The organism is Treponema primitia, from assembly GCF_046533075.1.
GTDB classification, from domain to species: domain Bacteria; phylum Spirochaetota; class Spirochaetia; order Treponematales; family Breznakiellaceae; genus Termitinema; species Termitinema primitia_B.
The window spans coordinates 90,587-115,666 of sequence record NZ_JAJQRB010000068.1 but is presented as its reverse complement, the minus strand read 5'-3'; the positions used below and the strand labels follow the sequence as shown (position 1 = coordinate 115,666).

Here is a 25,080-nt window from a genome sequence, read left to right as displayed (position 1 = left end):
TTGTTGATCAGTGTTGTAATTCTCCTTTGATTATTTGCTCTAAAAATTGAGGTTCTATTCTATCCGCCGAAACCAACACCGCCCGCTGTGCATCGGGAACAACAAAGGTAAGTTTACCGGCTTTCTTTTTTTTATCCCCCGCAAGGGCTTGCATGAAAAATGCGGCATCCTTCATTGCAGGATGGGGAGCGGCGGTTTCATAATCGTAGGCGGCGATGATCTCGGTAATTTCCCGAGCCCGGTTTTCCGGTGTTATTCCTAAGGCCAGTCCCAGCTCGCAGGAACGGACCATGCCCCAGGCTACTGCTTCGCCGTGGGAAAGCTTTCCTAACCCGGCGGCCGCTTCCAGGGCATGACCAAAGGTGTGGCCCAGGTTGAGAAGCGCACGTTCCGTACCCTGCTCTTTAGGATCAGCTTCCACGATCCGGCCTTTGACCAGGACTGCCCGTTCGATCAGTTCCCCAAGGGCGGAAGGGATGCCGTTAGCAATACTGACGGGTCCCAGCGCTTTAAGCTTATCCAGGGAAACCTGTGTTTCGGCGCGGGAAACTTCGTTGCAAATAGCGGAATCCAACACGGCAGTCTTTATCAGTTCCGCCATTCCGGATTTCCATTCCCCGGAGGGCAGGGTTTTTAACGCATCCATGGGCATGTAAATATGGGAGGCGGGGAAAAAGGTCCCCGCCAGATTTTTTATACCCAGAAGGTCAAACCCGGTCTTCCCGCCCACTGCGGCATCTACCATTCCCAGAAGGGTGGTAGAAATAAGGCAAAGCCGGGCGCCCCGCATATACACCGAAGCTGCAAAGGAAGTCATGTCGGTGATGACGCCGCCGCCTATTCCGACAAAAAGCCCGTCCCGTCCCAGCCCGGCGCTCTTTGCCGCAGTAATGATGCGCTCAATCGATGTCCAACATTTCCCTGCTTCACCGCACTCAAGAACGCAAAGGGGTAGATTCTGGGATCCCCGGATCTTTTTTGCTATGTACTCCGTATTGGTATCGCATACCAAAAGAATGCCCTGGGAAGGGATGGCTCCGGAATCCTCCAGGATGGTCGCCGGCAGAGGGAACTGCTCCAATATATGTACCTGTGAAAGCGCTTGACCAAAGGTAAAACTGTAATCCCTCTGTTTCATCTTCGTAAAACCTTCATAGCAGACTCGAAATTAGGGCAAAGAAAGACCTTTTTCGGATAAAATTCCGGAAAAAATCATAAAACGAGATTTGGCACACTCGACAGAGCATAGACGGCCGAAACACGTTCTATGATACCGTATGTTTATTCAGTTCCTGGACAATATAACATAGGGATATAGGAATTTCAATAGAAAGGACCTAATCAGAAAGGCTTAAAATGCAGGATTCAACAAAATTGAAGAGCTTCGCCCGGAGCATGAATCCCGGGATCTCTACCGCCGAAAGAAAGGTCTTCCAGAGTTCTGAAAAATGTACCGCATCCCGGCGATCCAGGGGGAGCTGCTTCCCAACAAGGACGGTTTCGCTGTTTTTATCCCGAAGCACAATCTGTCCGGCAAAAACCATCCGCAGATCCGTAAGAATATTTTTCTGTATACGGGCCATAAATACCGCGCCGCCCCCGGATTCATCCACCGGGTACTGATCGGAGAATTTTTTATATAGCGAATACTGCCATTGTTCCAGGGGGATACGTATCCGGGTGAGCAGTTCCTGTGGGTTAAGGGCCAATGGGCCGGGAAGCGTGGAGAACCGGGAAGCGGAAACCCAGCGGATTTCGTCGGCGGTCCGTAGTTCGAACCGGGCATCCAGGGCAACCAGGGGAGCGGCGGCATCCAGGCGGCGGAAGGGGTTGCAGATATTGCCGCCTATGGTTATGAGGTTTCGCATCTGCGGACTGGCTATGTTTAAAAGGCTTTGGGTAAGAGCTTCCGGCACCGTCTTCCCCAGGCGGATGATCTCGCTGATCTTAACCATGGCGCCGATTTCCAGGTACCGCTCGGTCCGGGTAATCCGGTGGAGTTCATCCAATTGTTCCAGGGCAAGGATATTCCGGGGGAGGCTGAGGACCTGCTTACCCTGGTTCCGCAGCAGCTCGGCGCCGCCGGCAAAGGGGACAGCGTCGGGGAACCGGGTCCAGGCGGAGAAAAGTTCAGGCAGGGAGGAGGGGAAAAATACCTGGTTATGCAGAGCGTCCATATAACCTCCGCTGCCGGATATCGCAGGTGGCTAATACACCCTCTATCAAACTATCTGGTTCGGTACAACGGCACTTAATGCCCTTGAAGGCCGCTAAAATCTCATCCCTGGTGGGCCGGAGATTTCCTTCCAATAGGGTTTCTACGGCGAGTATTTTCCCCGCATCGCAATACCCGCAGTTTTCCACCCCGGACCGGGAAAAACCCTCTTTAATATCCTGGTATTCATCGGTTTGGGAGAATCCTTCTATGGTGATGATTTCGCTTCCCCTGATCCGGAATGCGGGTATGAGGCAGGAAGGAACCACCTTGCCGTTAAAGATCACCGAACAGGCTCCGCAGGACCCGCTTAAGCAGCCTTCTTTAGCTCCGAGGAGTTTGAAATGGTTTCGTAGAATATCAATAAGCCGGCGATCCGCATCGGCCTTTACCACAACGTCTTCACCGTTAAGGATAAACCCCAGGGTCATGCCTCTCCCTCCCGTTTTTTTAGCTTAATCGCTTCCCATACATCCCGGGCGGTTATGGGAATTTTTTCAAAGGGATAATCCATAGCCTGGGATACCGCCTGCACATAAGCTGCGGGGATACAGCTATAGGGCAATTCTCCGATACCCTTGGCCTTTACCGTATCATTCCATATAAAATCTATCTGAATATGCGGAATATCCTGGGGGCTGGGAATATCGTAATCATAGATATGCCGCAGGGGTATTTGGCCGTCCACGTAAGAAAGCTGTTCCCGGGAAGCCCAGCCCAGGGCTTGGATAATCGAAAATTTCAAGGAACGCCGTGCCCGGATTTCTGAAAGTATCTTTCCCGCATCAACCCCAAGCCAGGCGCCGCGGATCTTTGGGGTATACTCTAAGGGATCCACTTCCACTTCCACCACCGCTGCCCCCAAGCTGAGCAGGGAGAGGGATTGGGCATCGAATAGCTTGCCCTCCCAGTTCGGAACCTTTGCGGGACGATAGGCCCGGTGTACCGTTATGGGCAGGGGGTCCCGAAAACGCTGCTTCCGGATATCCCCACAGGCTTTTTCCACCAATTTTGTGAGGATGCTTATGTTTCGGGAAAGAGTATCCGGTCCCGAATCGGGGGTATCATCGGTGGAGCCAAAAACAATGCGGACCGCAGCAGCCTCCAGGGACAGGCTTTCCGCAGCTATGCTCCTCCAGATATCAAACGCATCACTGTTGGAAGGGCTTATACTGGTTTTTATCTCCAGGACACCGTCCTTATCCAGGGTAGCATCCACCGCGTAGCTTGCCTTATCACCGCTGTTATACAAAAATCCGCTGCCCTGATAGGCGCAGGCTATACCGATACCCCGGAAAGCTTCCGTCGGACTTCGCGGAAAGTCAGTGTGATCCCCCTCTCCTTCTGCCCGGCGGCGATCCCGAAGCAGCTCATAGGAGGCCCATTTACGATGATAGTCACTCATGGCTGCGGCGGTATCCAGCAGCGCATCAAGGGGAATTGGGTCCTTAATGGGGGCGCCTATGGCAAGGTTTTTTTGACGGCCAAAGGAGTTGTTTTTTCGCCAGTCCGCCGGATCCTGATTAAGGGTATCGGCGATGCGGGAAATATGCCGCTCCATAGCGAAAAAGCCCTGGGAAAGCCCGAACCCCGAAAAGGGCCCCTCGGGGGGAACATTGGTTTTAGCGGCGGAACCGGTGATTTTTACATTCCGGTGCTTGTAGCTTCCCAATGCGCCCAGGCAGACCCGGTCCAGGATCTCATCGGTAAAGACACCCTGGGCGCCCATGTCCGTGAGGGCATGGATTTCGGTGGCCAGCAGACGGCCCTGATCGTCCAGGGCGCTGGAAATACGGATTTCGGTTCTGTTCCGCTTTGGGGAATACCGAAAATCATCTTCCCGGGTCAATAGGAGCCGTACCGGTTTTTTTGTGAGCCAGCTCCCCAGGGCGGCATGGCAGGACACCAGGGAGGGGTACCACAGTTTTCCGTCCATGGGGATTCCGCTGCCCACCGGTTCTACCGTAACCGTTCGGGGATCAATTTTTAAAACCTGGGCTATTGAATTACGGACATGAAAGGGCCATTGGGTTGCCGTATGGATCAACAGTTTTTCTGAATACACCGCGATGGCCCCAATGGGTTCAGAATACCAATGCTCCTGTATACCGGTTCTGTAGGTACCGCTTATCACGGATTTGGCTGCCCCAAGGATAGTATCGCTGTCGCCTATTATTATTTCCCGCCGGGCAAAGAGATCCTCATCCTTTAGAGAATTGAGGGAAAGAACCGGCAATTCTTCTTCCGCATGGACACGGCATTGGGCTGCAAATTCTTCCAGCCGCGATTCGTCGGGGCCTACCAGGATGGCTACGGGCTGGCCGAAATAGGAAAGTTCATCCTTTGCCAAAACCGGAACGGCAAGGTCAAAGAGCTGATTTTTTCCGGGAATATCCTCCGCCCGGATAAGGGTATACGAAGCGGGCATACGGGGACAATCAATGGAATTAAGCCTGCCCTTGGAAACCGTTGAACGGATGGTTAACCCGCTCAGGGTTCCCCGGATCGAAATGTCTGAAACAAATCCTGGCCTTTCCTTCAAAATTATGTCCTGTACTCCTGTTTAACCCCGGCGATGACCTTTTCAATCTGATCCTGCTCCATCCCGGGCCAAATGGGAAGGGAGATGATCCCCTTAAACCGTCTTAGCGATTCGGGAAAATCCTCCGGAAGAAGATTATGCCGTTTTCGGTAATAGGGCATAATATGCAGGGGAATAAAATGTACCGAAACTCCGATGCCCCTATCCTGAAGCCTTTCAATCATAGTATCCCGTGAAAGGTCAAAATTTGCAAGGTTTAAGCGCAGGGGGTAGAGATGCCAAGCATTTTCATCTCCCGTTGGGGGTAGGATAAAACGATTGTCCCCCGCAAAGGCGTCGTTGTACCGGGCGGCTATTTGCCGCCGTTCTTCCAAAAGGCGCCAGGCGCGTTTTAGCTGCACCCTTCCCAGGGCGGCCAAAAGATCCGGCAGGTTATACTTAAACCCCGGTTCTACCACCTCGTAATACCAGGAGGCTTTCCGGTCCGTATAGCGGTTCCACACCGCCCGGTCTATGCCGTGGGAACGCATTACGGCAACCCGGTCTGCGATTGCCCGGTCCCGGGTTGCCACCATCCCCCCTTCGCCGGTGGTGATGGTCTTGGTGGCGTAAAACGAAAAGACCCCGGCGTCGGCCAGGGTTCCCGCGAAACTGCCGTCCTTCAATCTTGAGGGGAAAGCATGGGCGGCGTCTTCGATTACCTTAACGTCATAGCGGCGGGCAATTTCCATGATGGCCTTCATATCGCAGGGGAGGCCGCCGTAGTGGACCGGGATCACCGCCCGGGGCTTTCCCGTGGGACCAAAATCGCCGCGGCCATCGGGCTTTAGCCCGCCGTACGCAGGCAAGCCCCGGGACAGGCGGTCCAGGGTCTTCTCCAGGGCAGCCGGGTCCATAAGGAAAGAACCGGGGGCAAGATCCACGAAGACCACTTCGGCGCCTAAGTAACGGGCCACTTCGGCGGTGGAGGTGAAGGTGAGGGAAGGTACCAGCACCGTATCTCCGGGCCCGACGCCGCAGGCTTCCAAGGCAAGGTGGAGACCGGATGTTGCGGAATTCACCGCTAAACAGCGCAACGTGCCGGGAGAACTTTCGGAAAGGAAGTCTTCAAATTCCTTTTCGAAGGCCAGCGCCTCCTTTCCGGTGGTAAGCCATCCGGAACGGAGCACCCTCAGAACCGCTTCTTCCTCTTCTTTTCCGATAAAAGGGCGGGCAAAGGGTATATTGGAACCTTCGGTTTCTTTAGTACCCATTAACCGTGATCCCTTGGGCAAGGCGCAGAGGCATGAGACTGGGAATGGCATCTTCCAGAATTTCCCGGAGAAGGGTAGTGTTCCGGTACTGTTGCGATTTTTCAGGATCAAAGTGGACCACGGGCTTAAGTTTTTCCAGCAAATCCTCCGGATCAACCGTGGAAGGCCGTTTCCGCTCCACCCGGCGTATCCGCTTGAATTCGGTATCCAGAGGGATTTCATCCTTTCCCCAGAGATCCTCGTCTAGCCGTTCCCCGGGCCGCAGACCGATATATTCGATCTTAATTTCCTCTTCCGGCTCAAAGCCGTAGAAGCGTATCATCTGTTCCGCCATGTCCCGGATCCGTACCGGTTCCCCCATATCCAGCAGGTAGAGCTTGCCGCTTTCGCCGACTCCGCCGGCCTTGAGCACCAGGGAACAGGCTTCGGGGATGGTCATAAAATAGCGGCGCATCTCCGGATGGGTGATGGTTACCGGGCCGCCTTTTTCGATCTGCTTTTGGAAAAGGGGCATGATGGAACCACGGGAACCCAGGACGTTCCCAAACCGTACCACCATATAGTTTGTTTTTTCAGCTTCCAACGCCGCCTTGGCCGCTGCCTCCAGGACCAGCCGCTCGCAGAGGTATTTGGATGCGCCGTAAACCGAAACGGGGTCCACCGCCTTGTCGGTGGTAATAAAGACAAAGCGCTTTACCCCGCTATGCCGGGCGGCGTTTATCAGATTGTCGGTACCGAAGAAATTGTTTTCGATGGCCGCCACCGCGTTTTCTTCCATCATGGGTACATGTTTGTAGGCAGCGGCGTGGAAGATAACATCAGCCTTGAGCCGGGCCAGGATAAAATCCATATATTCCCGATCCTTGAGGTCCCCGATGATGGGGATAAGGGTGGTTTTTTCGCCAACCCCCTCTTCCTGGAGGAGCCTCAGTTCCCGGTCAATCTGGTAGATGGAATTTTCGCCATGCCCAAACAGGTAGAGCCGGGACACCCCGCCGGAAAGGAGCTGCCGGCAAAGCTCACTGCCGATGGACCCCCCCGCGCCGGTAACCAGTACCCGCTTACCCCGCAGGTAGGCCAGGCTCTGTTTCAGGTTTACCGCCACCGGGGTACGGCCCAGCAGATCCTGGGGGTCGATGGAGCGGGTCTGGATCAGGTGGGCGTCATCTTCGACACTCTGGGACATACCCGGGAGTATCCGGATACGCATAAAGCCCGCCCGTTTGAGTATGCCGTAGATTTCTTTTAAGTATTCCCGGGAAGCCCCGGGCATGGCTATGATAGCTTCGTCCGCAGGGTTCATTCGCAGGAGCCGGGCTACATCCTTAATGGGCCCCAGAACCGGGATACCGTCGATTTTGCGGCCTATGGTATCGGGATTGTCATCCAGAAAGGCGACGACCTCCCCGAAAATAGCCTTTGTCTTAATCTCATTTGCCAGGGCTTGACCGGCAAACCCTGCTCCGATAATGTACAGACGTCCTGTTTTTTGTGTATCCATATATCATCCCCCCCCTCTCAGAAACTTAGTGCTTTGTCCCTATCACCTCAAAAGCCAGGTCAATGGCAAAGGTATCGTCATACAGGTCCAGTTTGATCTTTGCCCGCCCTTTTCTTTTATCGACCTTTATGATCTTCCCCTCAAGCCCCATTAGTGGTCCATCGGTTACTACTATGCGGGAATTTTCATCGAAATAGACCTTTGATTTTCCTGCCAGGGGACCGACGTTTTTAATAAAATGAAGCACCAGTTCCAGGTCCTTATCCTGGAGGGCGCAGATGTTTTGGTTGGATTTCAGAAAACGGTAGAACCCGTCGGTGGTACGAAAAGCCCATTGGTAGGTATGAAGATCCTCTGTATCGTCAATTTCAATAAAAACATAGCCCGGAAATATTCCCGTATTTGTATGGGTAATCTTATGTTGGCGCCGTATATCAATCTGCCGCCTGGGAAAATAGGTTTTTATGCTTATATCCGGATGCAGTGCGTTAAAAAGCCGGATATACTTTTCTTCGGCCCTGGTTTTTACCTGAATAGCGTAGTACTTCATCAAATAAAAGAGTAGCATACTATATATTTTTTAGCCAGTAGTTCTGTTCCGCTGCTTTAGATTAGAGCTGCTTATGCCGATAGGTTAAGGGGGGTTCGCCATGTTTATAAAAAATATTAGTATCGTTGCATTTTTGACCGTGGTCTTAGCCGTTTCTGCCCAGGGGGCCACGGTTTCTTTTATGGTGATTGAGACTGGGCTAAAGGCGGAGACTCCTGCCATAGAGTCCTCAAGGCTCTGGGAAGATGCCCTTTTGGGTGTATTTTTCGATACCGGCCATATTGTGAGCAACACCCCAATCTTGAGGGTCTCGGAAAAGCCTCAAAAAAACCTTCCCGATGAGGCAAAGGCCTCCCTGGGCGAAGCCCTTGATGGGGGAGCGGACTTTTTCATCCTGGCGGTACTGGATTACCAGAACCAGCCAAAGACCGGGATAGAGCTTCCAAAACCGCGCAGTATTTCCATCAGGCTTTTTAAAACAGAGCCCTACCGTTTCATATTTTCCCAGGAATATACTCCCGCAGCCGAAATTCGTACCACCGATACGGATGATCTGGCCAGTGCCATGCGCGCGGCCAGGGCTATAGCGGCGCATCTGAAAGATTAACAGAAAAAAGGATAGGAACATAGAATGAAAAAAATCAATATCGCCCTATGCGCATTAACGGCTGCCTTGATTTTTATTGGCGCTTCAGTTTGGGAAGGGTCCGCTGCGGTATCCACTTCGGGAGAGTTTCCCGAAGGGGCTTATTATGCGGCAACCAATTCCTTTCCCCGCAATACGGTGGTGGATGTAACGAATCTGGAAAACGGCAGGACCATCCGGGTAATCGTAGCCGCCAGCCTGGATTCGCCGGGACTCCTGGCCATGCTTTCCCGGAATGCCGCCACCGCCATAGGCATACAAACCCGGGGTATAGGCCGTATCCGCATGACCCAACCCTCGGACCCTGTCGCCTACTCCCGCTTTACCGATGGCCGCGAATCATCGGGAAACCCTGAGGATCAGGTCAATGCCGTGCCCAATACGCCCTTGGTGGTCAGTGCTACCGTACGAACCGCCAGAACGGGGGATCTTGCATCTGCAACCCCGGCGGATCGTTTTTACAGTGACGTTGTAAACAAACCCGAAACCTATACCCCTCCATCGGTAAGCTATCCTGCCGATGGTTCTGTGCAGGTTGAGGCGCGGCCTAACTGGGTTCCCGAAGAAGTTGAGCCCGTACCGGTTATTGCGGAAGTTGTTTATCCGGAGGCGGCTCCAACTCCGGTTCCTGAGCCCGCCCTGATTGCAGTACCGGCGCCCGAACCGGCTTCACCGTCTGCGGCTGTACTAATACCGCCGCCGCCACCGCCGGTGATTACCCTTGTTCCCGCTGAGGAACGTCCTCCCCAGAGTGCGGTAAGCATAACGCCGGGAACCGAAATAGGGTCTGTTTCACCCCGGAATGCCGGGCCGGAGCCATCCAAGGATGATACCTATCTGGACCCGCGGTTTTTTATCGGCCCTATTCCTCCGCACCAGCGGCCTGCATCCCGATCTACCCCTCCGGTAGTGTTTGCCCCCGTGCCCCAGACAGCTTCGGTGGTTCCTCAACAGCCGTCGTTACCTAAAGAGCCGCTTTTTTCAGTTCCCATAAGCAACCGGTTGGAAGGTGGTAAGTACTACATACAGATTGGCGCCTTTACCCAGCCTGATACCCTTGAAGTCGTGGCCGCCCGTATCAAGAGCTATCCGCTGACGGTTCAGCCCGACGGTTCTCTTAATAGCCATGTTTATCGTTTGCTTATTGGGCCCCTTAATTTGGGAGAAAGCGGTGCGGTTTTACAACGGGTTAAAAGTAATGGGTATCCGGATGCGTTTGTGAGGTATCAGTAAATCCCCCCCGATTAGGGCTAAACTTGACCCACAAATCAATCATGATTACCTATCACGAAGAAATTTCTAACCGCGAAGTCGCAGAAGGCGAAAGAGGGGGGGGAAAGCATGGGGCTTTCCTGTATTTCCTGGTAGTTTTCTTCTTCGCCTTCTGCGACCTTGCGGTTTTTCTTCTTTTTTATTTGTGGGTCAAGAATAGGTTCTGCCACACCGGGTTACCTACCATGACAGAATTTATACTTTTTGCCACTTCCGCACGGGCAGAGGTCATTTCGTCCGACCTTAGGTACTGAACGAACCACCGTAACCGCATCAGGTTCAGAACGAGAAGAGGGGCCGGAGGGACGGCCGTTTCCTGCAGCGGCGCCTTTAGGCGCAGCTCCGCTGGAAGCAAATGCGCCGATGCTGCCGTGGCTGGCTGATTGGGCGGTACCCAGGGTGGTTTGCCGGCCGGTGGTGCGTTCACCCGCCGCCATGATACGGACCAGATGTACCCGGGAGGCGATTTCTTCACGGATGGTGTCGATCATGGTATCAAAGATCTGGAAACCTTCAATTTTGTATTCCGTTAAAGGGTTTTTCTGGGCATAGCCCCGGAGGTAAACCGCTTCACGGAGGCCTTCCATATTTTCCAGGTGATCCAGCCACTTCCGGTCTATTAATTGGAGGTATTGCCCCCGGATAAAATGGTTTATGCCTTCTTCACCTACCAGGTTTTCCTTATTGGTAATGTCCGCTTCCAGCTCCTGTATGATCACCGCACTGAGGGCTTCCGGAGTTTGGGCATCCTTGGTTGTGGTTTCCATATGAAGAGGGTGGCCGAATTTTTCTTTGAGGTACGCCGTTAGTTCTTTTAGTGCTTCCCCCTGATCCTGCCGCTGGGTGTTACGGTACCGCCCCAGGGCGGACTCCACCATATCGGCGGTGGCTTCGTTTACCCTGTTTCGCAGATTAACGTCCCGGAGGATAGCATCCCGCTGTTCATAGATAAACTTTCGCTGTTGGTTTAGTACATCATCGTATTCCAGAAGGTGTTTGCGGATCTCAAAGTTCCGCTCCTCTACCTTTTTCTGTGCCTTCTCAATACTCTTGTTGAGCCAGGGATGGTAGATGGGTTCACCGGGCTCCATACCGATCTTGGCCATTAGATTCTTGATATTGTCCCCGCCGAAGAGGCGCATAAGATCATCATCCATTGAAATGAAAAACTTCGATCGTCCCGGGTCCCCCTGGCGGCCTGAACGGCCCCGAAGCTGGTTATCGATACGCCTGCTTTCGTGACGCTCCGTACCTATCACATAGAGACCTCCAAGGGATTTGACTTCTTCGTAGTCCTTTTTCCAAGTTTCGTATTCTTCTTTGTAAACTGCCACGTATTTTTCCGGGGGAGCGTCGGTACCGGCGCGCTTACGGGCCCGGTGTTCCGGACTGCCCCCAAGCTTGATATCCGTACCGCGGCCTGCCATATTGGTGGCAATGGTTACGGCGCCCTTGGAACCCGCTTCGGCAATGATGATGGCCTCGCGGGCGTGGTTTTTCGCGTTAAGCACCTCATGGCGTACACCCCTGCGGGTAAGAAGGCCCGAAAGCTTTTCCGACTTTTCGATAGAAACCGTACCTACCAGCATGGGCTGGCCCTTCTGGTGAGCCTCGGCAATTTCCGTACAAAGGGCGCCGAACTTTTCATCTTCGTTCAGGTAAACCACATCGTCCTGGTCGTTACGGGTTACGGGCAGGTTGGTGGGGATGACCACCACCTCCAGATTGTAGATTTTGGCGAATTCTACCGCCTCAGTATCTGCCGTACCGGTCATACCGGATATTTTTTCATACAACCTAAAGTAATTTTGGAAGGTAATGGTGGCCAGGGTCCGGTTCCGCTGGGCTATTTTGATCCGTTCCTTGGCTTCAATGGCCTGGTGGAGACCGTCGGAGTAGCGGCGGCCATAGAGAATACGCCCGGTAAATTCATCCACAATCTGGACCAGCCCATCCTGGACCACATAGTCCACATCGACATGGAAGAGTTTGTGGGCGCGCAGGGCCTGGGTAAAGTAGTGGAGGTACTCAAAATTTTCCTCATCCACAATGGCGCCCTTGATCAGGTTCCGCTTTTGGAGCAGATCCTCAAGTTTGGCCATGCCGGTGTTGGAAAAGGAAATGTTCTTATTTTTTTCGTTGAGTTTATAATCCCCGATCACCTCTTCGCCCTGGGTTTCGTCGGGGTATTCGCCATTATCCTTTTTCTTCACTTCCTCCAGGGTACCCAGGAGCTTGTCCACCTCGGCGTACTTGAAGGTATCGTCCTCGGCTGCCCCGGAGATGATCAGGGGGGTCCGGGCTTCGTCAATAAGTATGGAGTCGATTTCGTCAACCACACAAAAACTGTGACCCCGCTGGACCCGTCCTTCCAGGTCCCAGCGCATATTATCCCGGAGATAATCGAAGCCGAATTCGTTGTTGGTTCCATAGGTGATGTCACAGGCATAGTTCAGCTTCCGCCGGTCGTTGTCCATGTCCGAAAGGATGGTCCCCACGGTGATACCCAGGTAGCTGAAAACCGGCCGCATCCATTCGGCGTCCCGGCTTGCCAGGTAATCGTTCACCGTAACCACGTGGACACCCTTGCCGCTCAGGGCATTGAGGTAGGTGGCGGCCACGCTCATCAGGGTTTTGCCTTCCCCGGTCTTCATTTCTACGATCTTTCCCTGGTGGAGCACGATGGACCCCAGGACCTGCACATCGTAGGGCCGTTCCCCCAGGTTCCGCCGGGCAGCTTCCCGGGCCAGGGCAAAGGCTTCCGGGAGCATAGCGTCCAGGGATTCCCCCTTGGCGTAGCGTTCCCGGAACAGGGAGGTCATTTTGGGGTATTCCTCTGCGGGCAAAGCCGCAGCCCAGGCTTCCTTCTCGTTCACCGAGTGTAATATTGGCAAAAGGGCCTTTAAATCCCGTTCGTGCTGGGAGCCGAACAGGGCTTTTACGATTTTTTCAAACATAGTACTACTTTACCGCTGAAAGGGGCTTATTGGCAAGAGGAATGAGGAATGTAACCACGGACCACACGTTTGTGTGGTCCGTGGTTACATTTTCTTCCTTGACACGTCGCCGCCCCTGGTCTAAGGTTTTATTTATGAAGTTGCATCCTCTGCTTGTCTGTTTTCCCCTTATGCTTTTCAGCGCTTGTACCCGGCAGGGTCTTGTTTCAATTGCCCGGGAGGACCATTTTGCCCTGGAGATCGGTCGTTTAGAGGATCAGATTGATCTCTACAACCTTGAGGGGGGCCGGAGCAACCGAAAAACTTCCCTGGCAATGAGGGACGGCCTGTTCTATATTGCCGACGGTAACGGGGGAAAGGTGGTCCACTATACCTCCTACGGGGATCTCCTGTTCATGATCTATAACGAAAAGAGCAACCCGCCGCCCCTGACACTGCGGACCGATGTGGAAACCGAAGGGGTGGGAACCCGGGGGGCTTTTCCCTATCCTTTGGAAGAACCGGGAAACATCACCGTGGATACCCGCAAACATATCTATGTGGAGGACCGGCTTCCCTATGAGCGGCGTAGTTTTGACGCGGAAAATAGGATCATTGAGGACGCCATTGTCCTCCATTTCGACCACAATGGTCGTTTTGTGGAATATCTCGGTAAGGAGGGAATAGGGGGATCACCCTTTCCCAAAATCGAACGGATCAGCGTTTCGGTGCAGGATGAATTCGCCGTTGTCTGCCGTATGCCCACGGGCTGGAATATCTATTGGTATGACGCCGATGGAACCCTGCTGTATTTTCTTCCCCTGCGAAATGAAATTATCCCCATACCCCCGGACCGGATGCCCGTATTTCCTTCAATAGATACTATTGCGGTGTCCCCGGACAGCCGGAAGCTCTTTATCAAAGTTGATTATTACCGGGAAACCTTTGATGAATCCACCAATACCAAGCTTGGGGCGGAACCGGATAGTTCCGTAATCTGGATAATGAATGTGGAAGAGGGAACCTACAGCGGTACCATTGAGGTACCTTTTTTCGAGCACCCTGTTATTGAAAACAACCGCCGCATCACAGAAAAACTCCTCTATTCTCTTTTGGGGACGGTAAAAAACGACCGGGTATTCCTCATCTTTCCGGTGGAGGAAGGGTATTCCATCATGATCCTCTCTGAGGATCCCCACGAACAGCGCAGGGGCTTTATCCAAGTAAAGGATGAGGAGCTCCAATACAATGCTTTTACTATCTCCGCCGAGGGTATCCTATCAGCCCTCCTTGCCACAGATTTTCAGGCAAAACTGGTCTGGTGGCGCACCGACAAGTTACTGGAAGAGGGCAGCCCCCTATAGGGGTGTGCATGGAGTTTATATATGGAACCAAAGGAAAAGGAACCAAAAGAAAACGACGATCCCCTCCAAAACCTGGACCGGGAACTGATCTTTTACTATAATAGGGAACGCCGTCTTGAGCGGGCATCCCCTGCGGTACAGGCTCTTAATGAAAAGAGGCTGGTGAAGGGCGGGTTTATCCATTCCCTCACTTCCACAAAATCCCATATATTTCTCCTAATCTCCATCCTGATCGTCATGGCCATGATCATGATTTTTTCGGCCCTGCAAGCTCCCTGGGGAGTTATTACCCTTAAGGGCAATGACCTTAAAATCAGCGCCGGCCGCAGCCGGGATGCATCCTTTATCACTATCAATAAAAGCATTGCCGAGGGGGAGGAAAACCCGTATACCGGAGAGGCATATGTGGGGGTTTCCCCGATTCTAAAGACATCGGGAAAAACAAATCCCGCCGATATTCCTGTTTTTACCGGACAGATCTTTTTTACTATGGAACCTGAGGAAGAATACCGTCTCGTTCTGCCCTTTAGTGCGGAAAATTATATGCTCCTTTTTCAGGTAGGGGATCAGAGGGCTTCTACCCGGGTCAAAACCAAATAGCGCCTCCTTTTTATCTCTTTCTTGACCGAAGGGCATTATTACGGTATGTTTATAAAATGTGGGGAACGGTATGATTCAGTTTTATTTTTTGTCCATCCTTTTGAACGGTTTGGCGGGGTATACCCTTGTGGTTGATACCGGTGAAGAGGATACCAGTCTGGATTCCGGGTTCCGCCTGTCCCTCAAAAATGAAAGTTTCCGGCTTATCCTGGGGGTACTGACCATCGTGATGGGGTTTCTGAAAATCCTCTCTTCGGTCCAGGGGGATGTGCAGATCATTGGGGACCTCATTCCCGCCCTGGCGGGTTTCCTTGCAGGGTTTGTCCTGGTATTTGAATATTACCGCAGCCGGTCCACATTGGAACCGGAACATACCGAAAAGATTGAACAGCTTTTGATACATAATAAAAAATGGATAGGTTTCATTGCCCTGGCGGCCGCGGCCCTTCATTTCCTCTTTCCCACGGTTCTTTTCCTTTAGGGTTCCCCCTTGCATACTTCAGTCGCAGGAATCGCCTGGGATAATGGACGTTTCTTCATAGCGCAGCGCATCAGCGGCGGGGAAATGGGGGATAGGTGGGAATTTCCCGGGGGCAAGGTGGAAGAAGGGGAATCCGACGAAATGGCCCTCAAACGTGAATACGACGAGGAATTCGGAGTGGGCATTACTATAGGCGCCTTTTTGGGAAGCGCCGTTTTCGAACACCGGGGGATCGAGCGCAGGGTAAATGCCTATCGTATCTTTTTTTCTAACACCAATTTCAAACTTTCGGAACATACCCAATGGCGCTGGGCTGCCCTTGAAGAAATTGAGCGGCTGCCCTTTGTCGATTCGGATCTCAAGCTGGTTCCGGCTTTAAAAAAGGCTAGTTTTTCTTAGAAAGCCTCCCCAAGGGAAGGGCGATTTTTAGAAAGAGCCCTAAGTCAAAGGCTGAATAACCGACTCCGGCGCTATTCGGATCCTTAAATGGGGTAGTAGTATTTGGACCCGTCTTTAATGTATACGTATCGCCGCGGACGCCGCTAATATACCGCCAGGAACCATGAAAAAGCAGGGATAGGTAGGGGTTGGGGGAAAAGGTTAAATTCAGGGATGGTTCCAGGTATATCCCATCCCGGGTATGGTCGGTAAATTGCAAATATCGCTCACTTTTCTTTGCCCGAAATATGTCGCCGTCCCCGAAAGCATTCGGATCTCTAAAAAAGTGGTTATCAAGATCATTGGCGAATATCAGGGGACTGATAAAGAAACGGAAATCCAGATTTAAGGATCGGTAAAAAGGCCAGAAAAGTCCAAGCCCTGGGGAGAGGATAAGCCATTCCTGATCATAACTGATACCGGTTCCTTGAGAATATGTTTTCGGCAGCGATGAATTCCAGCCGCTTTCATTGTATTGGGCATAGCCATCCCGGGCTATCCAGGAAAAACGCATGTACGAAAAGGAAGCCAAGACTTTTATTACCACCCTTGAAACAATGGGGATCGCAATCCCTCCGGAAAAATCCAGAAGCATAGCCCCTTGGATATAGGCGTCATGGGAGGAAAAATTGGTCAGCAAATCGGGATTAGAATCTTGCCAATCCCGGTCCTCCATGGTTCCGCTTAAAAGGGGAAGCCCGAACTTGACCGACAGATCCGTCACGGCGCCAAGACCGGCAAGGGGGTTGGCGCGGGAAAAAGACAGGGCTGTACCAATATATACCAGGGGTTTTAGGTCCCAGAGGAGTTGGCTGAGTTTGTTATCCGTATTGGAATTTTTATAGACAATTTCTTCGGACTGCCCCAGGAGTACCCCTGCCCCGGTAGCCAGAGAAACCCTGTAGGGGGTCTTGAAAATAGTAAAGTCTATAGCATCCTGGCCATAGCTTAAAACAGGAAATACGCCAATAGTCATACTGACGAAAAATGCAAAGGCGTATATACTTTTCATATTATGAGAGTAGGTGTATCTTTATGTTCTGGTCAAGTGTTGGCCCTTACCTTAGTTATTCTTCTTGGAGCTTGTAAGCACGGTTCTGAAGAAATGCCCCTTATTCCGCCTGTCACTCCCCCCCTATCCCGTTCAGTAATCGGCTACGGGGTGATAAGCAGTTCCTATACCCATGTGCAGAACGAACCTGCCCCCGAATCGGTTTCCCTGGGCTATTTACGCCGGGGTTCTGTGGCGGAGATCCTGGAACGCAGGATTATAACCACCCGTGGGGCTCCGGAAGCCTGGATCCGGGTAAATACCACCTATCGAGGCTGGATTAAAGAAGCGGATGTGCAGATATATGATAATGAAGCCCAGGCTATGACCGCCTCGGAATCACTAAGCAGCGGACCAGAGCTCCGATGACCCCCCGCCTGATGTGGCTTATCCCCCCCCTTATCGGGGCTGTGATAGGGTATGTAACCAATGCGGTGGCCATAAAAATGCTGTTCCGGCCCCTAAAGGAGGTCCGGCTTTTCGGCATCCGCCTGCCATTTACCCCTGGGATACTGCCCCGGCAGCGGCATAAGTTGGCGGAAAATATTGGCGCCATTGTGGAGCGGCAGCTCCTGACTCCGGAAATACTTGTTGCCCGGCTGCGGCAGGAGGATGTGCAGAGCAAACTTAAGACTGCCATAGTCGGATATATGGAAAAACTAATAAACGCCCCGGATACTGCCAAATCTCTTGCCGATTTTCTGAAAAAACCGGAGATTCACCGGCTTTTGGAAATTCATGGCCGGGTTTTTCTGAACAACGCAATCCTTAGACTAAACGCATTTCAGCGTTTCTTTTTAACCGCCGGCCAATTTGACAACACCCTCCATGACCGGATGCCGGAGATTATCGACGACCTTATCCGTCAGCTGGATGAAATCCGGAAGGACCGGGACATACAAGCGGAAATACTAACATTCCTTGGGGATGAAATTTCGGAACGGAGCCTCCAATCCTTGGAAGAAAAAAGCGCTGTCCTGTTAAAGACTATCAATATTAAAGCCCTGGTTTCCGCGAGGATCGATTCCCTGGACATGCTTTCGGTGGAACATATCGTTCTGGATGTAATGGCTAACCAGCTCAAGTGGATTAACATTTTTGGCGCAATCCTGGGCGCCCTTATCGGACTCTTCCAGTCGGTCTTTTCCTGGTTTATCCGCTAGAGCATTGCGGTTCCGGCTGAGGATATCGAAAAAAAATAAAAAAAATTATCTATTACTAAAGCAAATTTTACCTTCCCCCCCTAATAGGGGTATTACGGGGAGGTTTTATGAAAAGAATGTGTTTTGTTTCTGTGGTTTGGCTATCCGCGGTTCTGCTGTTTTTGGGATCATGCGATAGTCCGGATAATCCCGCTATTGGGAATGGGCCGGTTAACCAGGAAAGTCCGGAAGATAAAAAGCCTTCGGATAAAACATCGGATCCCGAGGATGCGGAAGATGCCGAAGACCCGGAGGACCCCGATGATTCAGATGATGGGGATGATACGGATGACCATGAGGCGGAATCTCCTGAAGGGGAGGGGGCCGACGGAACCCTGTCTTATACCGTGGAATTTCCCGGGGATCAGGTCCGGTCCGCCCTGATGACCCTATCCAGGCTGGATAGCGCCGGTCAATACCGGCCCAGGCTTATCCTGGATCTCCGGGAGAATTATGCCGGCGTCGCCAGTACAGGTTCCCTTACCCTGCCTCCCGGCTGTTACCGCCTGGAACTAAGTCTGAATTCTCTGTACCCCAGGATAGCTAAAACTGAGATTCTGAACATTTATCCCGAAACGGAAACCATCGTACCAGCCTATCACTTTGACACCTCTGAATTTCCGAGCCCGATAGAATTGACCGGTACCGGAGAGTTACAGGACTATCTTACGGCACAACAAACCAATACCGAGGCAAACCCTTATATCATCAAGGTAGGGGGTATTAATTTGTCAAGCTCCAAGTCCACGGCAACTGAAAATAATCTGATAGATCTCTATACGGTTTTAAACCGCTATGCGGCTCTGGACCTCAGTGACTGCTTCGGGGAATTGTTTTACAAATTTACCCTAACAAAGGCGCCCAATAAGGCCAAAATACGGGCGCTCATTTTACCCCCTGAATTAAAAACCATTCCCGTCAATGCCTTTGTGGGTTGTTCCGCGTTGGTTTCAGCGGATATGCCCGGGGTTACCACCATTTCTCATGGGGCGTTCAACGGCTGCGCCAAACTTGAAACGCTATATTTGGATAACGTGGAACGTATAGAAAATGACGGCGGTGATACAATCGGAGCTTTTAATAATTGTACCGCCCTTACATCGGTATTTTTGCCAAGGGCTGTAAAAGTTGAAAAAAAGTCCTTTAATTCCTGTACATCCCTTTCCATTGTTTATTTGCCCCAGGTCGGCGTTTTTGGCGATAAGGCATTTGCAGGCTGTACCAGCCTTGAATGTCTCATCCTTGGGGAGACGCCCCCTGAACTGGGGAAGACGGTGTTTGCGGACAAAAACCCGGGGATTATATACGTACCACCATCGGCTATTGATACGTATCAAAATACGGTAACCATAGGCTGGACCGATGCCTTAAAAGCTAAGGTAAGGGCATTACCTTAAAAAAATTCAATGGAAAATCCTGCGGCTTCGCTATATTTTTTTTACGATATAAAGTAAAATCATCCGTAGCGTCGTATTGCAGGGGAGGGAGAAAGCATGGCGAAGAATGAAGTAGAAAAAACCAGGGGAAACCCCCTGGCCTCAAACGAAGAAAAAGAGAAGGCCCTGGAGGCTGCCCGGCTCCAGATTGAAAAACAATTTGGTTCCGGGTCACTGATGAAGCTGGGCGCCCATATTAACGCCTCAGGCATAGAGGTGATCCCCTCGGGAGCACTGCTCCTGGACGAAGCTTTGGGGATAGGCGGCTTTCCGCGGGGGCGGATCATCGAGATCTATGGCCCGGAATCTTCAGGGAAGACCACCCTGGCGCTCCACGTTGTCGCGGAGGCCCAAAAAATGGGCGGTGTGGCGGCTTTTGTGGACGCTGAACACGCCCTGGACCCGGTTTACGCCAAAAATCTGGGGGTCAACACGGATGAACTCTGGATTTCCCAGCCCGATACGGGTGAACAGGCCCTGGAAATCACCGAAAGCCTGGTCCGTTCCGGCGCGGTAGACGTAATCGTGGTGGACTCCGTGGCAGCCCTAACCCCCCAAGCGGAAATTGAGGGTGACATGGGGGATGCCCACATGGGCCTTCAGGCCCGGCTCATGAGCCAAGCCCTGCGAAAACTCACCGCCACCATCGGAAAGTCCCGGACTATCCTCATCTTCATCAACCAGATCCGCATGAAAATCGGCGTCATGTTCGGCAACCCCGAAACAACCACCGGCGGTAATGCCCTTAAATTCTACGCCTCGGTGCGTCTGGACGTTCGTAAGTTTGAGACCATCGAAGGGAGCGGCGATGAGGATGCCCTGGGCAACCGTGTCCGGGTCAAGGTGGTAAAGAACAAGGTGGCCCCGCCCTTTAGGAAGGCGGAACTGGAAATAATCTTTGGTAAGGGCATTTCCGCCATAGCCAGCCTTCTGGATGCGGCGGTCAAATACGATATCATCGAAAAAAAAGGCGCCTGGTTTTCCTACGGCGAAGAAAAAGTCGGCCAGGGCAGGGAAAATGCAAAAAAATACCTGGAAGAAAACCCTGCCTTCGCCGTTGAGGTGGAACAGAAGCTCCGGAAAATCATGTTCCCCGGCCGGGATTTCTCCCCGCAAGGTCAAGGAAAACTAAACCCCGTCACCCAGACAGCGGCTCCTGTAGAAGCGCCTACTCCGCCGCCGGCCGCCGGTCTTGCAGCAGCAGCTACCGCTGTTCAAGCAGCCGCACCAAAACCCCCCGCAGGCATTACCCTGGGAACACCCCCGGCCTCATCGGAAGCGCCGGCAGCCTCTCGGGGCCGCGGCAGACCTCCCCTAAACAAACCCGCCCCCACGGAGACCATCTCCATAGGCCGGAAACCCGGGAAGGGAGACGAGGACCTTTTTTGACCAACTGCAATAACCCGGTGAAGCCTTTACCGTAATCGGCTGAATCGCTCCAGCGTGGATCGTATCTGTGTATTATTGGGATCAAGTTGAGCGGCCTTTGCCATGTCGGCAAAGGCCTTCTCAATGTCGCCGAGCCAATAGTATGCCATGCCCCGGTTGGCATAAGTGTCCGCCCTTGGCAAATTTAAAGCTATTGCCCGGTTAAAGTAGGGAAGGGCCTTTGTATGTTCCTCTTGCTGCCCATAAGATGTTCCGCGTTCAATAAGCACTGTACAAAGCTTATTCTTATGCTCAATATTACCCGGTTCCAGGCGGATAAGCTGCTGCAGATCCTCTATGCATTTATCAAATTCGCCGGTTGAATAATAGCCGTCGCTTCGCAAGGTATAGGCCATAGTGTTTCCCGGATCAATGGCAAGCGCTTTATTTGCATCATCAATTACGCTATTATATTCACCCATAGCGGCATGTATTATTCCTTGGGCACTATACATGCTGGCGGTATTTGCGGCTATCTGTATCGCCCGGGTAATATCGGATAAGGCTTTGTTATATTCACCCACCGCTGCATAAGACATGCCGCGATTACGGTAAGCGACGGCATAGTCTGAATTCAGATTTATCACCCGGGTAAAATCTGCAATTGCAAGTTCAAAACTTTTAATTTTGTGATACTCATTTCCACGTTTAAGATATATTTCGGTTATATATTGCGGACCAAGCGCAATTGCGTTTGTTAAATCCGCAATAGCATTTGTATGATCCTTATTTTTACGGTGCATTTCTGCTCGTCTTTGAAATTCAATGGCAGTAACCGGATTTTTTGCAACCAGGGGCTCCTGAACACTCTTTTGCGCCATCAGGACATTTATTCTTTGGTTACCGGCCACCGCCAAGGCCGGTAAATTGGACTGCCTTTTTGTATGCACATCAAGAAGAACTGTTTGTAATTGATAATCATTTCCGTTTTTTGCAAAAGAGCCGGAGAGCACTTGCTGAACTCCCAGCAGTTTTCCAATGGATACCTGGGTTTCATCACTCACAGATCCGGATAGCTGAAAATTAATTTCGGTATCAGCCAGGGAACGGTTAAGGGTATTTGTATCAATGGCGGCTATTTTGCCGCTATCGCTCAGGGCTATAAACAGTTCTTCGATTATATAATCCGAAAGGGCTGCGGAATCGGATCGGATATTTGTTATTGCAAGCCGGGTATTCCCCTGCAGACGGGTTTCTAATTCCAGGGCGGTTATTTTTATAAGTTCATCAAGATTCTGAACCCGCCTTGATTGGGCATTAAGAAGTGCGCCGCATAAAAACAACAGGACAACAAATATACGGTTTTTTGCAGTTTTTAATGTTCTATTCATTAAATTACCGTGTTCCTTCTACAACGAGGGTATATGTTCCTTCATTGCCGGATTCTTCAGATATGATCAGGAGAATTTTTCTGTTTGCGGGAATAGAGGGGAGATACATACGGCTGTTACGGTTTGTTTCTGAAATATTATCAATACTGGTAACGCCTTGAGGTCTGGGGTCGACAGAAATTTTACCCCAACTGAGTAATATGTCAGACGTAACATACATAGGGTGCTGATCTATAATGGTGTCAAGTGTTCCCTCTGTATAAAGCGTGACCGACTTATAACCGGGCAGGACATCTAAGACAATATCATGTGTACATAGACCATCATTTCTTCTATTCTCCGGCGTAAATTTGAGTTTATATGTTTTACCCGCAGTTATGGTAAATTCATTGTCGGTTTGGCCAGTCAAGTCTACTATCTGTGTATTATTTGAAGAATTACTGGGTGTTGCGGGGCTTGCAGGTTTGCTTTGACTGCTCGCAACAGCTGTTTTTTCAGTATTAAATCTATAGATTTGCGATACCGTTGCACTTGGATTGGTATCAGGGGCGCGTCCTAATTCTTTTTCTGTAATATCAACAAAACTTATAGTAACCTGCTGATTATCCGCAACGGTGTCAAATGTATAAACATGCCCTGCCAGGACAGCTGTATTTAAGTCCATGACAGGGCTTTGAACATTCCCTTTTTTGTAGTATAAAGGAAAAGTATAGTTGCCTTCCGGCAGTAAAAGGACATTCCCTTCAGAAAAAGCGGATAAATAATATTTCCTGGCAAACTTATCAATAAAATTGTCTTCGAAAAAAAAATCATGTTCCTCGCCATTATCTTTGTTGTCAATATCAAATACTATTATTCCACGAGATTTTTCCACACGACTCTTATCTGTATTTTCAGAATCCTGTAAAAATTGTTTCCATGTATCATATTGATTCTGGGTCATTAAAGCATTAGTAAGAATCGCGTCATTAAGATAGCGGAATGCTTCTTTGTGATCACCATTTTCATTATATAGTTCATATAGCTTATAATAAGTGTCATAAGAAGCTCTGAAATAACGAACCTTATCATACGCACTATCAGAAGGATGCCATAAAATCGCATTAAGAAAACGATTTAATGCGCGGGAATATTCTTCCATAGCAACATAGCACAAACCCATAAGGTAATCTATTTCAGCAATTTCATGCCTGTCTTTTGTGGCGCTCTCTGCTCGATAATAATTTTCAATAGCTTTTTCCCATTTTTGGGCAGATTGATAACCTGATGCTTTTTGTGAATAGTACGTCGAACTGCATCCGGCCAAGAGCGGAAACAAAAACAGCAAAAAGTATTTCTTCATTTTAACACTCCTGTTATTCACGCCACAAACCATAATCCCGCAAATTAATAAGTCTATTGTGTATAAACTCATTGCCGGGATCACGGACATAAGCCTTTTCAAGGTCTTCAACGGCCTTCTGTTTGTCCTTAAGATGAACATAAACATACGCCCTGTTTTCAAAAAAAATAGGCTTGGCAGGATCAAGGGATATGCTTTTGTTAAGATCTTCAAGGGCAAGCGTATAGTCCTTAGTATAGATATAGGTTAATGCTCGGTTGTTATAGGCGACCGCGTCATTCGGGTCTATCTTGATGGCTTCCGATAGATCCGTAAGGGCATTCCGGTAATCATTTTTTTGTGCATACACCCCGCCCCGTGAAGCATAGACGGCGCCGTATTTTGGATTAAGACGCAGGGTTTCGGTGTAATCGGACAGGGCTTTATCGAAATCGTCCTTTCTGGTGTAAGCTAATGCGCGGAAAAAGTACGCATCCGCATCAAGGGGATTTAACCGTATTGCACTGGTAAAATCGGCTATGGCCAGGTCGTATTCTTTTCTATCATGGAGATATTCGTTGCCCCGCCTGCGGTAATCGTATGCGGTTTCGGGGGTTTCTATTTGTTTTCGTGTCTGCAGCTCGGTTGTGGTAAGCAGAAAAGTGATCCTGCTGTCCTTTTGCACATCAGTGCTGGCAGTTGCTTCCCTTGCCATGGTTTCAACATTCAGAACCGCCGCCCGCAGACGGTAGGCGTCCCCCAGGTCGATAAGCGAGGCGGTCATTATCGATTGTGCGCCCATCATCTTTCCGATAGAGACCTGGGTCTCGTCGCTTATGGCCCCCGATAGCTGAAAATTAATCTCGGTGTTCACAAAGGCAAAATTAAAAGCATTGCGGTCAACCACCCGTAGTTTCTGGTTTTGCATAAGCGCCATAATAAGCTCTTCTATGACATAATCGGAAAAAACGACAGAAGGCGAGCTAACATTAACCACCGCAATACGCACATCCTGTGACAAACGGGTTTCAATGGTTGCCGCAATTTGTTTTATAGCGTTATCTATTGAAGGTATTCCGGATTCTGCATCTTCCGCCGCATTTTGTTCTATTACTGATACCGAACTTTGCCCGTTAAAGACGTTTATTGGAGCATGAGGCGGCGTTGAACATGACAGGATCGAAAAAACAAGAAAGAAGATTAGGGGCGGACAGGCATGTTTTGGCACAATTATACCCATAATACTTAATCCCTCCCCAAAATAATTCTCAGGCAAAGAAAACCGAAAAAAGTATACTACTCCTAAGCAATTTTGTCAAATAAGCTATGTATGGCTCCACCCGTCACACCAAACAAGCAGCGCCCGCTTCAGCGAAATCACCGCAAGGTGATAAGCCCCAGAAACCGCTAGCACATCTCTCTGTATCGTACAGCTAAGTTGACAATGGCGCCGGCGGGGGCGGTGAATCCCCGCTGCGGGATATTCTGGAATTCCTCCCCGGAGAAGACCCGA

23 protein-coding genes are annotated in these 25,080 nt (G+C 50.8%); 10 read left to right on the top strand and 13 right to left on the bottom strand.

Annotated features, from left to right (window positions below; genetic code table 11):
- Positions 1-7 precede the first annotated feature (7 nt).
- From LQZ19_RS14575 to loaP, 7 genes are all read right to left on the bottom strand, one after another.
- A complete protein-coding gene (locus LQZ19_RS14575) occupies positions 8-1,138 on the bottom strand; it encodes a 3-dehydroquinate synthase (RefSeq protein ID WP_411048407.1) in 1,131 nt (376 codons plus the stop codon).
- 199 nt (positions 1,139-1,337) lie between these two features.
- Complete coding sequence (locus LQZ19_RS14570) at positions 1,338-2,177, bottom strand: FAD binding domain-containing protein (protein WP_411048406.1); 840 nt, start codon at positions 2,175-2,177, stop codon at positions 1,338-1,340.
- Complete coding sequence (locus tag LQZ19_RS14565) at positions 2,161-2,646, bottom strand: (2Fe-2S)-binding protein (protein WP_411048405.1); 486 nt, start codon at positions 2,644-2,646, stop codon at positions 2,161-2,163. The genes LQZ19_RS14570 and LQZ19_RS14565 overlap by 17 nt, the downstream gene beginning before the upstream one ends.
- A complete protein-coding gene (locus LQZ19_RS14560; protein WP_411048404.1) occupies positions 2,643-4,757 on the bottom strand; it encodes a xanthine dehydrogenase family protein molybdopterin-binding subunit in 2,115 nt (704 codons plus the stop codon). The genes LQZ19_RS14565 and LQZ19_RS14560 overlap by 4 nt, the downstream gene beginning before the upstream one ends.
- Before the next feature lie 2 nt (positions 4,758-4,759).
- The gene (locus LQZ19_RS14555; protein ID WP_411048403.1) at positions 4,760-6,010 is read right to left on the bottom strand and encodes a DegT/DnrJ/EryC1/StrS family aminotransferase; all 1,251 of its coding nucleotides are present in this window, start codon (positions 6,008-6,010) and stop codon (positions 4,760-4,762) included.
- Complete coding sequence (locus tag LQZ19_RS14550; protein ID WP_411048402.1) at positions 6,000-7,511, bottom strand: polysaccharide biosynthesis protein; 1,512 nt, start codon at positions 7,509-7,511, stop codon at positions 6,000-6,002. The genes LQZ19_RS14555 and LQZ19_RS14550 overlap by 11 nt, the downstream gene beginning before the upstream one ends.
- A 25-nt stretch (positions 7,512-7,536) precedes the next feature.
- Positions 7,537-8,061 carry an antiterminator LoaP gene (gene loaP / locus LQZ19_RS14545; protein WP_411048401.1) on the bottom strand — a complete coding sequence of 175 codons (525 nt, stop codon included), beginning with the start codon at positions 8,059-8,061 and terminating at the stop codon, positions 7,537-7,539.
- A gap of 100 nt (positions 8,062-8,161) precedes the next feature.
- On the opposite strand from loaP, the gene LQZ19_RS14540 reads away from it, so the two are divergent.
- Both LQZ19_RS14540 and LQZ19_RS14535 read left to right on the top strand, forming a co-directional pair.
- Positions 8,162-8,668 (top strand): hypothetical protein, encoded by a 507-nt coding sequence (locus LQZ19_RS14540; protein WP_411048400.1) that lies wholly within the window; start codon positions 8,162-8,164, stop codon positions 8,666-8,668.
- A gap of 24 nt (positions 8,669-8,692) precedes the next feature.
- Positions 8,693-9,940, top strand: a complete 1,248-nt coding sequence (locus LQZ19_RS14535) for an SPOR domain-containing protein (protein ID WP_411048399.1) — start codon at positions 8,693-8,695, stop codon at positions 9,938-9,940.
- 35 nt (positions 9,941-9,975) lie between these two features.
- Here LQZ19_RS14535 and LQZ19_RS14530 read toward each other — a convergent pair whose 3' ends face one another.
- On the bottom strand, positions 9,976-10,149 hold the full coding sequence (locus tag LQZ19_RS14530) for a hypothetical protein (protein WP_411048398.1): 174 nt from the start codon (positions 10,147-10,149) through the stop codon (positions 9,976-9,978).
- Positions 10,150-10,155: 6 nt separating this feature from the next.
- Complete coding sequence (gene secA, locus LQZ19_RS14525) at positions 10,156-12,936, bottom strand: preprotein translocase subunit SecA (RefSeq protein WP_411048397.1); 2,781 nt, start codon at positions 12,934-12,936, stop codon at positions 10,156-10,158.
- Positions 12,937-13,070: 134 nt separating this feature from the next.
- Here secA and LQZ19_RS14520 point away from each other — a divergent pair, with 134 nt between their 5' ends.
- The 4 genes from LQZ19_RS14520 (at position 13,071) to LQZ19_RS14505 (ending at position 15,759) form a co-directional block, all read left to right on the top strand.
- Positions 13,071-14,279 carry an LIC_12708 family protein gene (locus LQZ19_RS14520; RefSeq protein WP_411048396.1) on the top strand — a complete coding sequence of 403 codons (1,209 nt, stop codon included), beginning with the start codon at positions 13,071-13,073 and terminating at the stop codon, positions 14,277-14,279.
- 21 nt (positions 14,280-14,300) lie between these two features.
- On the top strand, positions 14,301-14,879 hold the full coding sequence (locus tag LQZ19_RS14515) for a hypothetical protein (protein ID WP_411048395.1): 579 nt from the start codon (positions 14,301-14,303) through the stop codon (positions 14,877-14,879).
- Positions 14,880-14,949: 70 nt separating this feature from the next.
- A complete protein-coding gene (locus tag LQZ19_RS14510; RefSeq protein ID WP_411048394.1) occupies positions 14,950-15,360 on the top strand; it encodes a hypothetical protein in 411 nt (136 codons plus the stop codon).
- A gap of 9 nt (positions 15,361-15,369) precedes the next feature.
- Positions 15,370-15,759, top strand: coding sequence for a (deoxy)nucleoside triphosphate pyrophosphohydrolase (locus tag LQZ19_RS14505; protein WP_411048393.1), 390 nt, complete (start codon positions 15,370-15,372; stop codon positions 15,757-15,759).
- Here the strand turns inward: LQZ19_RS14505 and LQZ19_RS14500 are convergent.
- On the bottom strand, positions 15,746-16,810 hold the full coding sequence (locus LQZ19_RS14500) for an omptin family outer membrane protease (RefSeq protein ID WP_411048392.1): 1,065 nt from the start codon (positions 16,808-16,810) through the stop codon (positions 15,746-15,748). The genes LQZ19_RS14505 and LQZ19_RS14500 overlap by 14 nt on opposite strands.
- A gap of 3 nt (positions 16,811-16,813) precedes the next feature.
- Between LQZ19_RS14500 and LQZ19_RS14495 the strand changes: the two genes are divergently transcribed.
- The 4 genes from LQZ19_RS14495 (at position 16,814) to recA (ending at position 20,876) form a co-directional block, all read left to right on the top strand.
- Positions 16,814-17,218 carry a hypothetical protein gene (locus LQZ19_RS14495; RefSeq protein WP_411048391.1) on the top strand — a complete coding sequence of 135 codons (405 nt, stop codon included), beginning with the start codon at positions 16,814-16,816 and terminating at the stop codon, positions 17,216-17,218.
- Positions 17,215-18,012 (top strand): DUF445 domain-containing protein, encoded by a 798-nt coding sequence (locus LQZ19_RS14490; protein ID WP_411048390.1) that lies wholly within the window; start codon positions 17,215-17,217, stop codon positions 18,010-18,012. The genes LQZ19_RS14495 and LQZ19_RS14490 overlap by 4 nt, the downstream gene beginning before the upstream one ends.
- A 107-nt stretch (positions 18,013-18,119) precedes the next feature.
- On the top strand, positions 18,120-19,448 hold the full coding sequence (locus LQZ19_RS14485) for a leucine-rich repeat domain-containing protein (protein WP_411048389.1): 1,329 nt from the start codon (positions 18,120-18,122) through the stop codon (positions 19,446-19,448).
- 96 nt (positions 19,449-19,544) lie between these two features.
- Positions 19,545-20,876 carry a recombinase RecA gene (gene recA / locus LQZ19_RS14480; RefSeq protein ID WP_411048388.1) on the top strand — a complete coding sequence of 444 codons (1,332 nt, stop codon included), beginning with the start codon at positions 19,545-19,547 and terminating at the stop codon, positions 20,874-20,876.
- 26 nt (positions 20,877-20,902) lie between these two features.
- Here the strand turns inward: recA and LQZ19_RS14475 are convergent, their stop codons facing one another.
- Genes LQZ19_RS14475 through LQZ19_RS14465 form a run of 3 tightly spaced genes read right to left on the bottom strand, consistent with a single transcriptional unit; the run spans position 20,903 to position 24,807 of the window.
- Entirely contained in the window at positions 20,903-22,246 is a 1,344-nt protein-coding gene (locus LQZ19_RS14475) for a tetratricopeptide repeat protein (protein WP_411048387.1), read from the bottom strand.
- Positions 22,247-22,250: 4 nt separating this feature from the next.
- Complete coding sequence (locus LQZ19_RS14470; protein WP_411048386.1) at positions 22,251-23,588, bottom strand: tetratricopeptide repeat protein; 1,338 nt, start codon at positions 23,586-23,588, stop codon at positions 22,251-22,253.
- Between the two features lie 13 nt (positions 23,589-23,601).
- Positions 23,602-24,807, bottom strand: a complete 1,206-nt coding sequence (locus tag LQZ19_RS14465; protein ID WP_411048385.1) for a tetratricopeptide repeat protein — start codon at positions 24,805-24,807, stop codon at positions 23,602-23,604.
- Positions 24,808-25,080 lie beyond the last annotated feature (273 nt).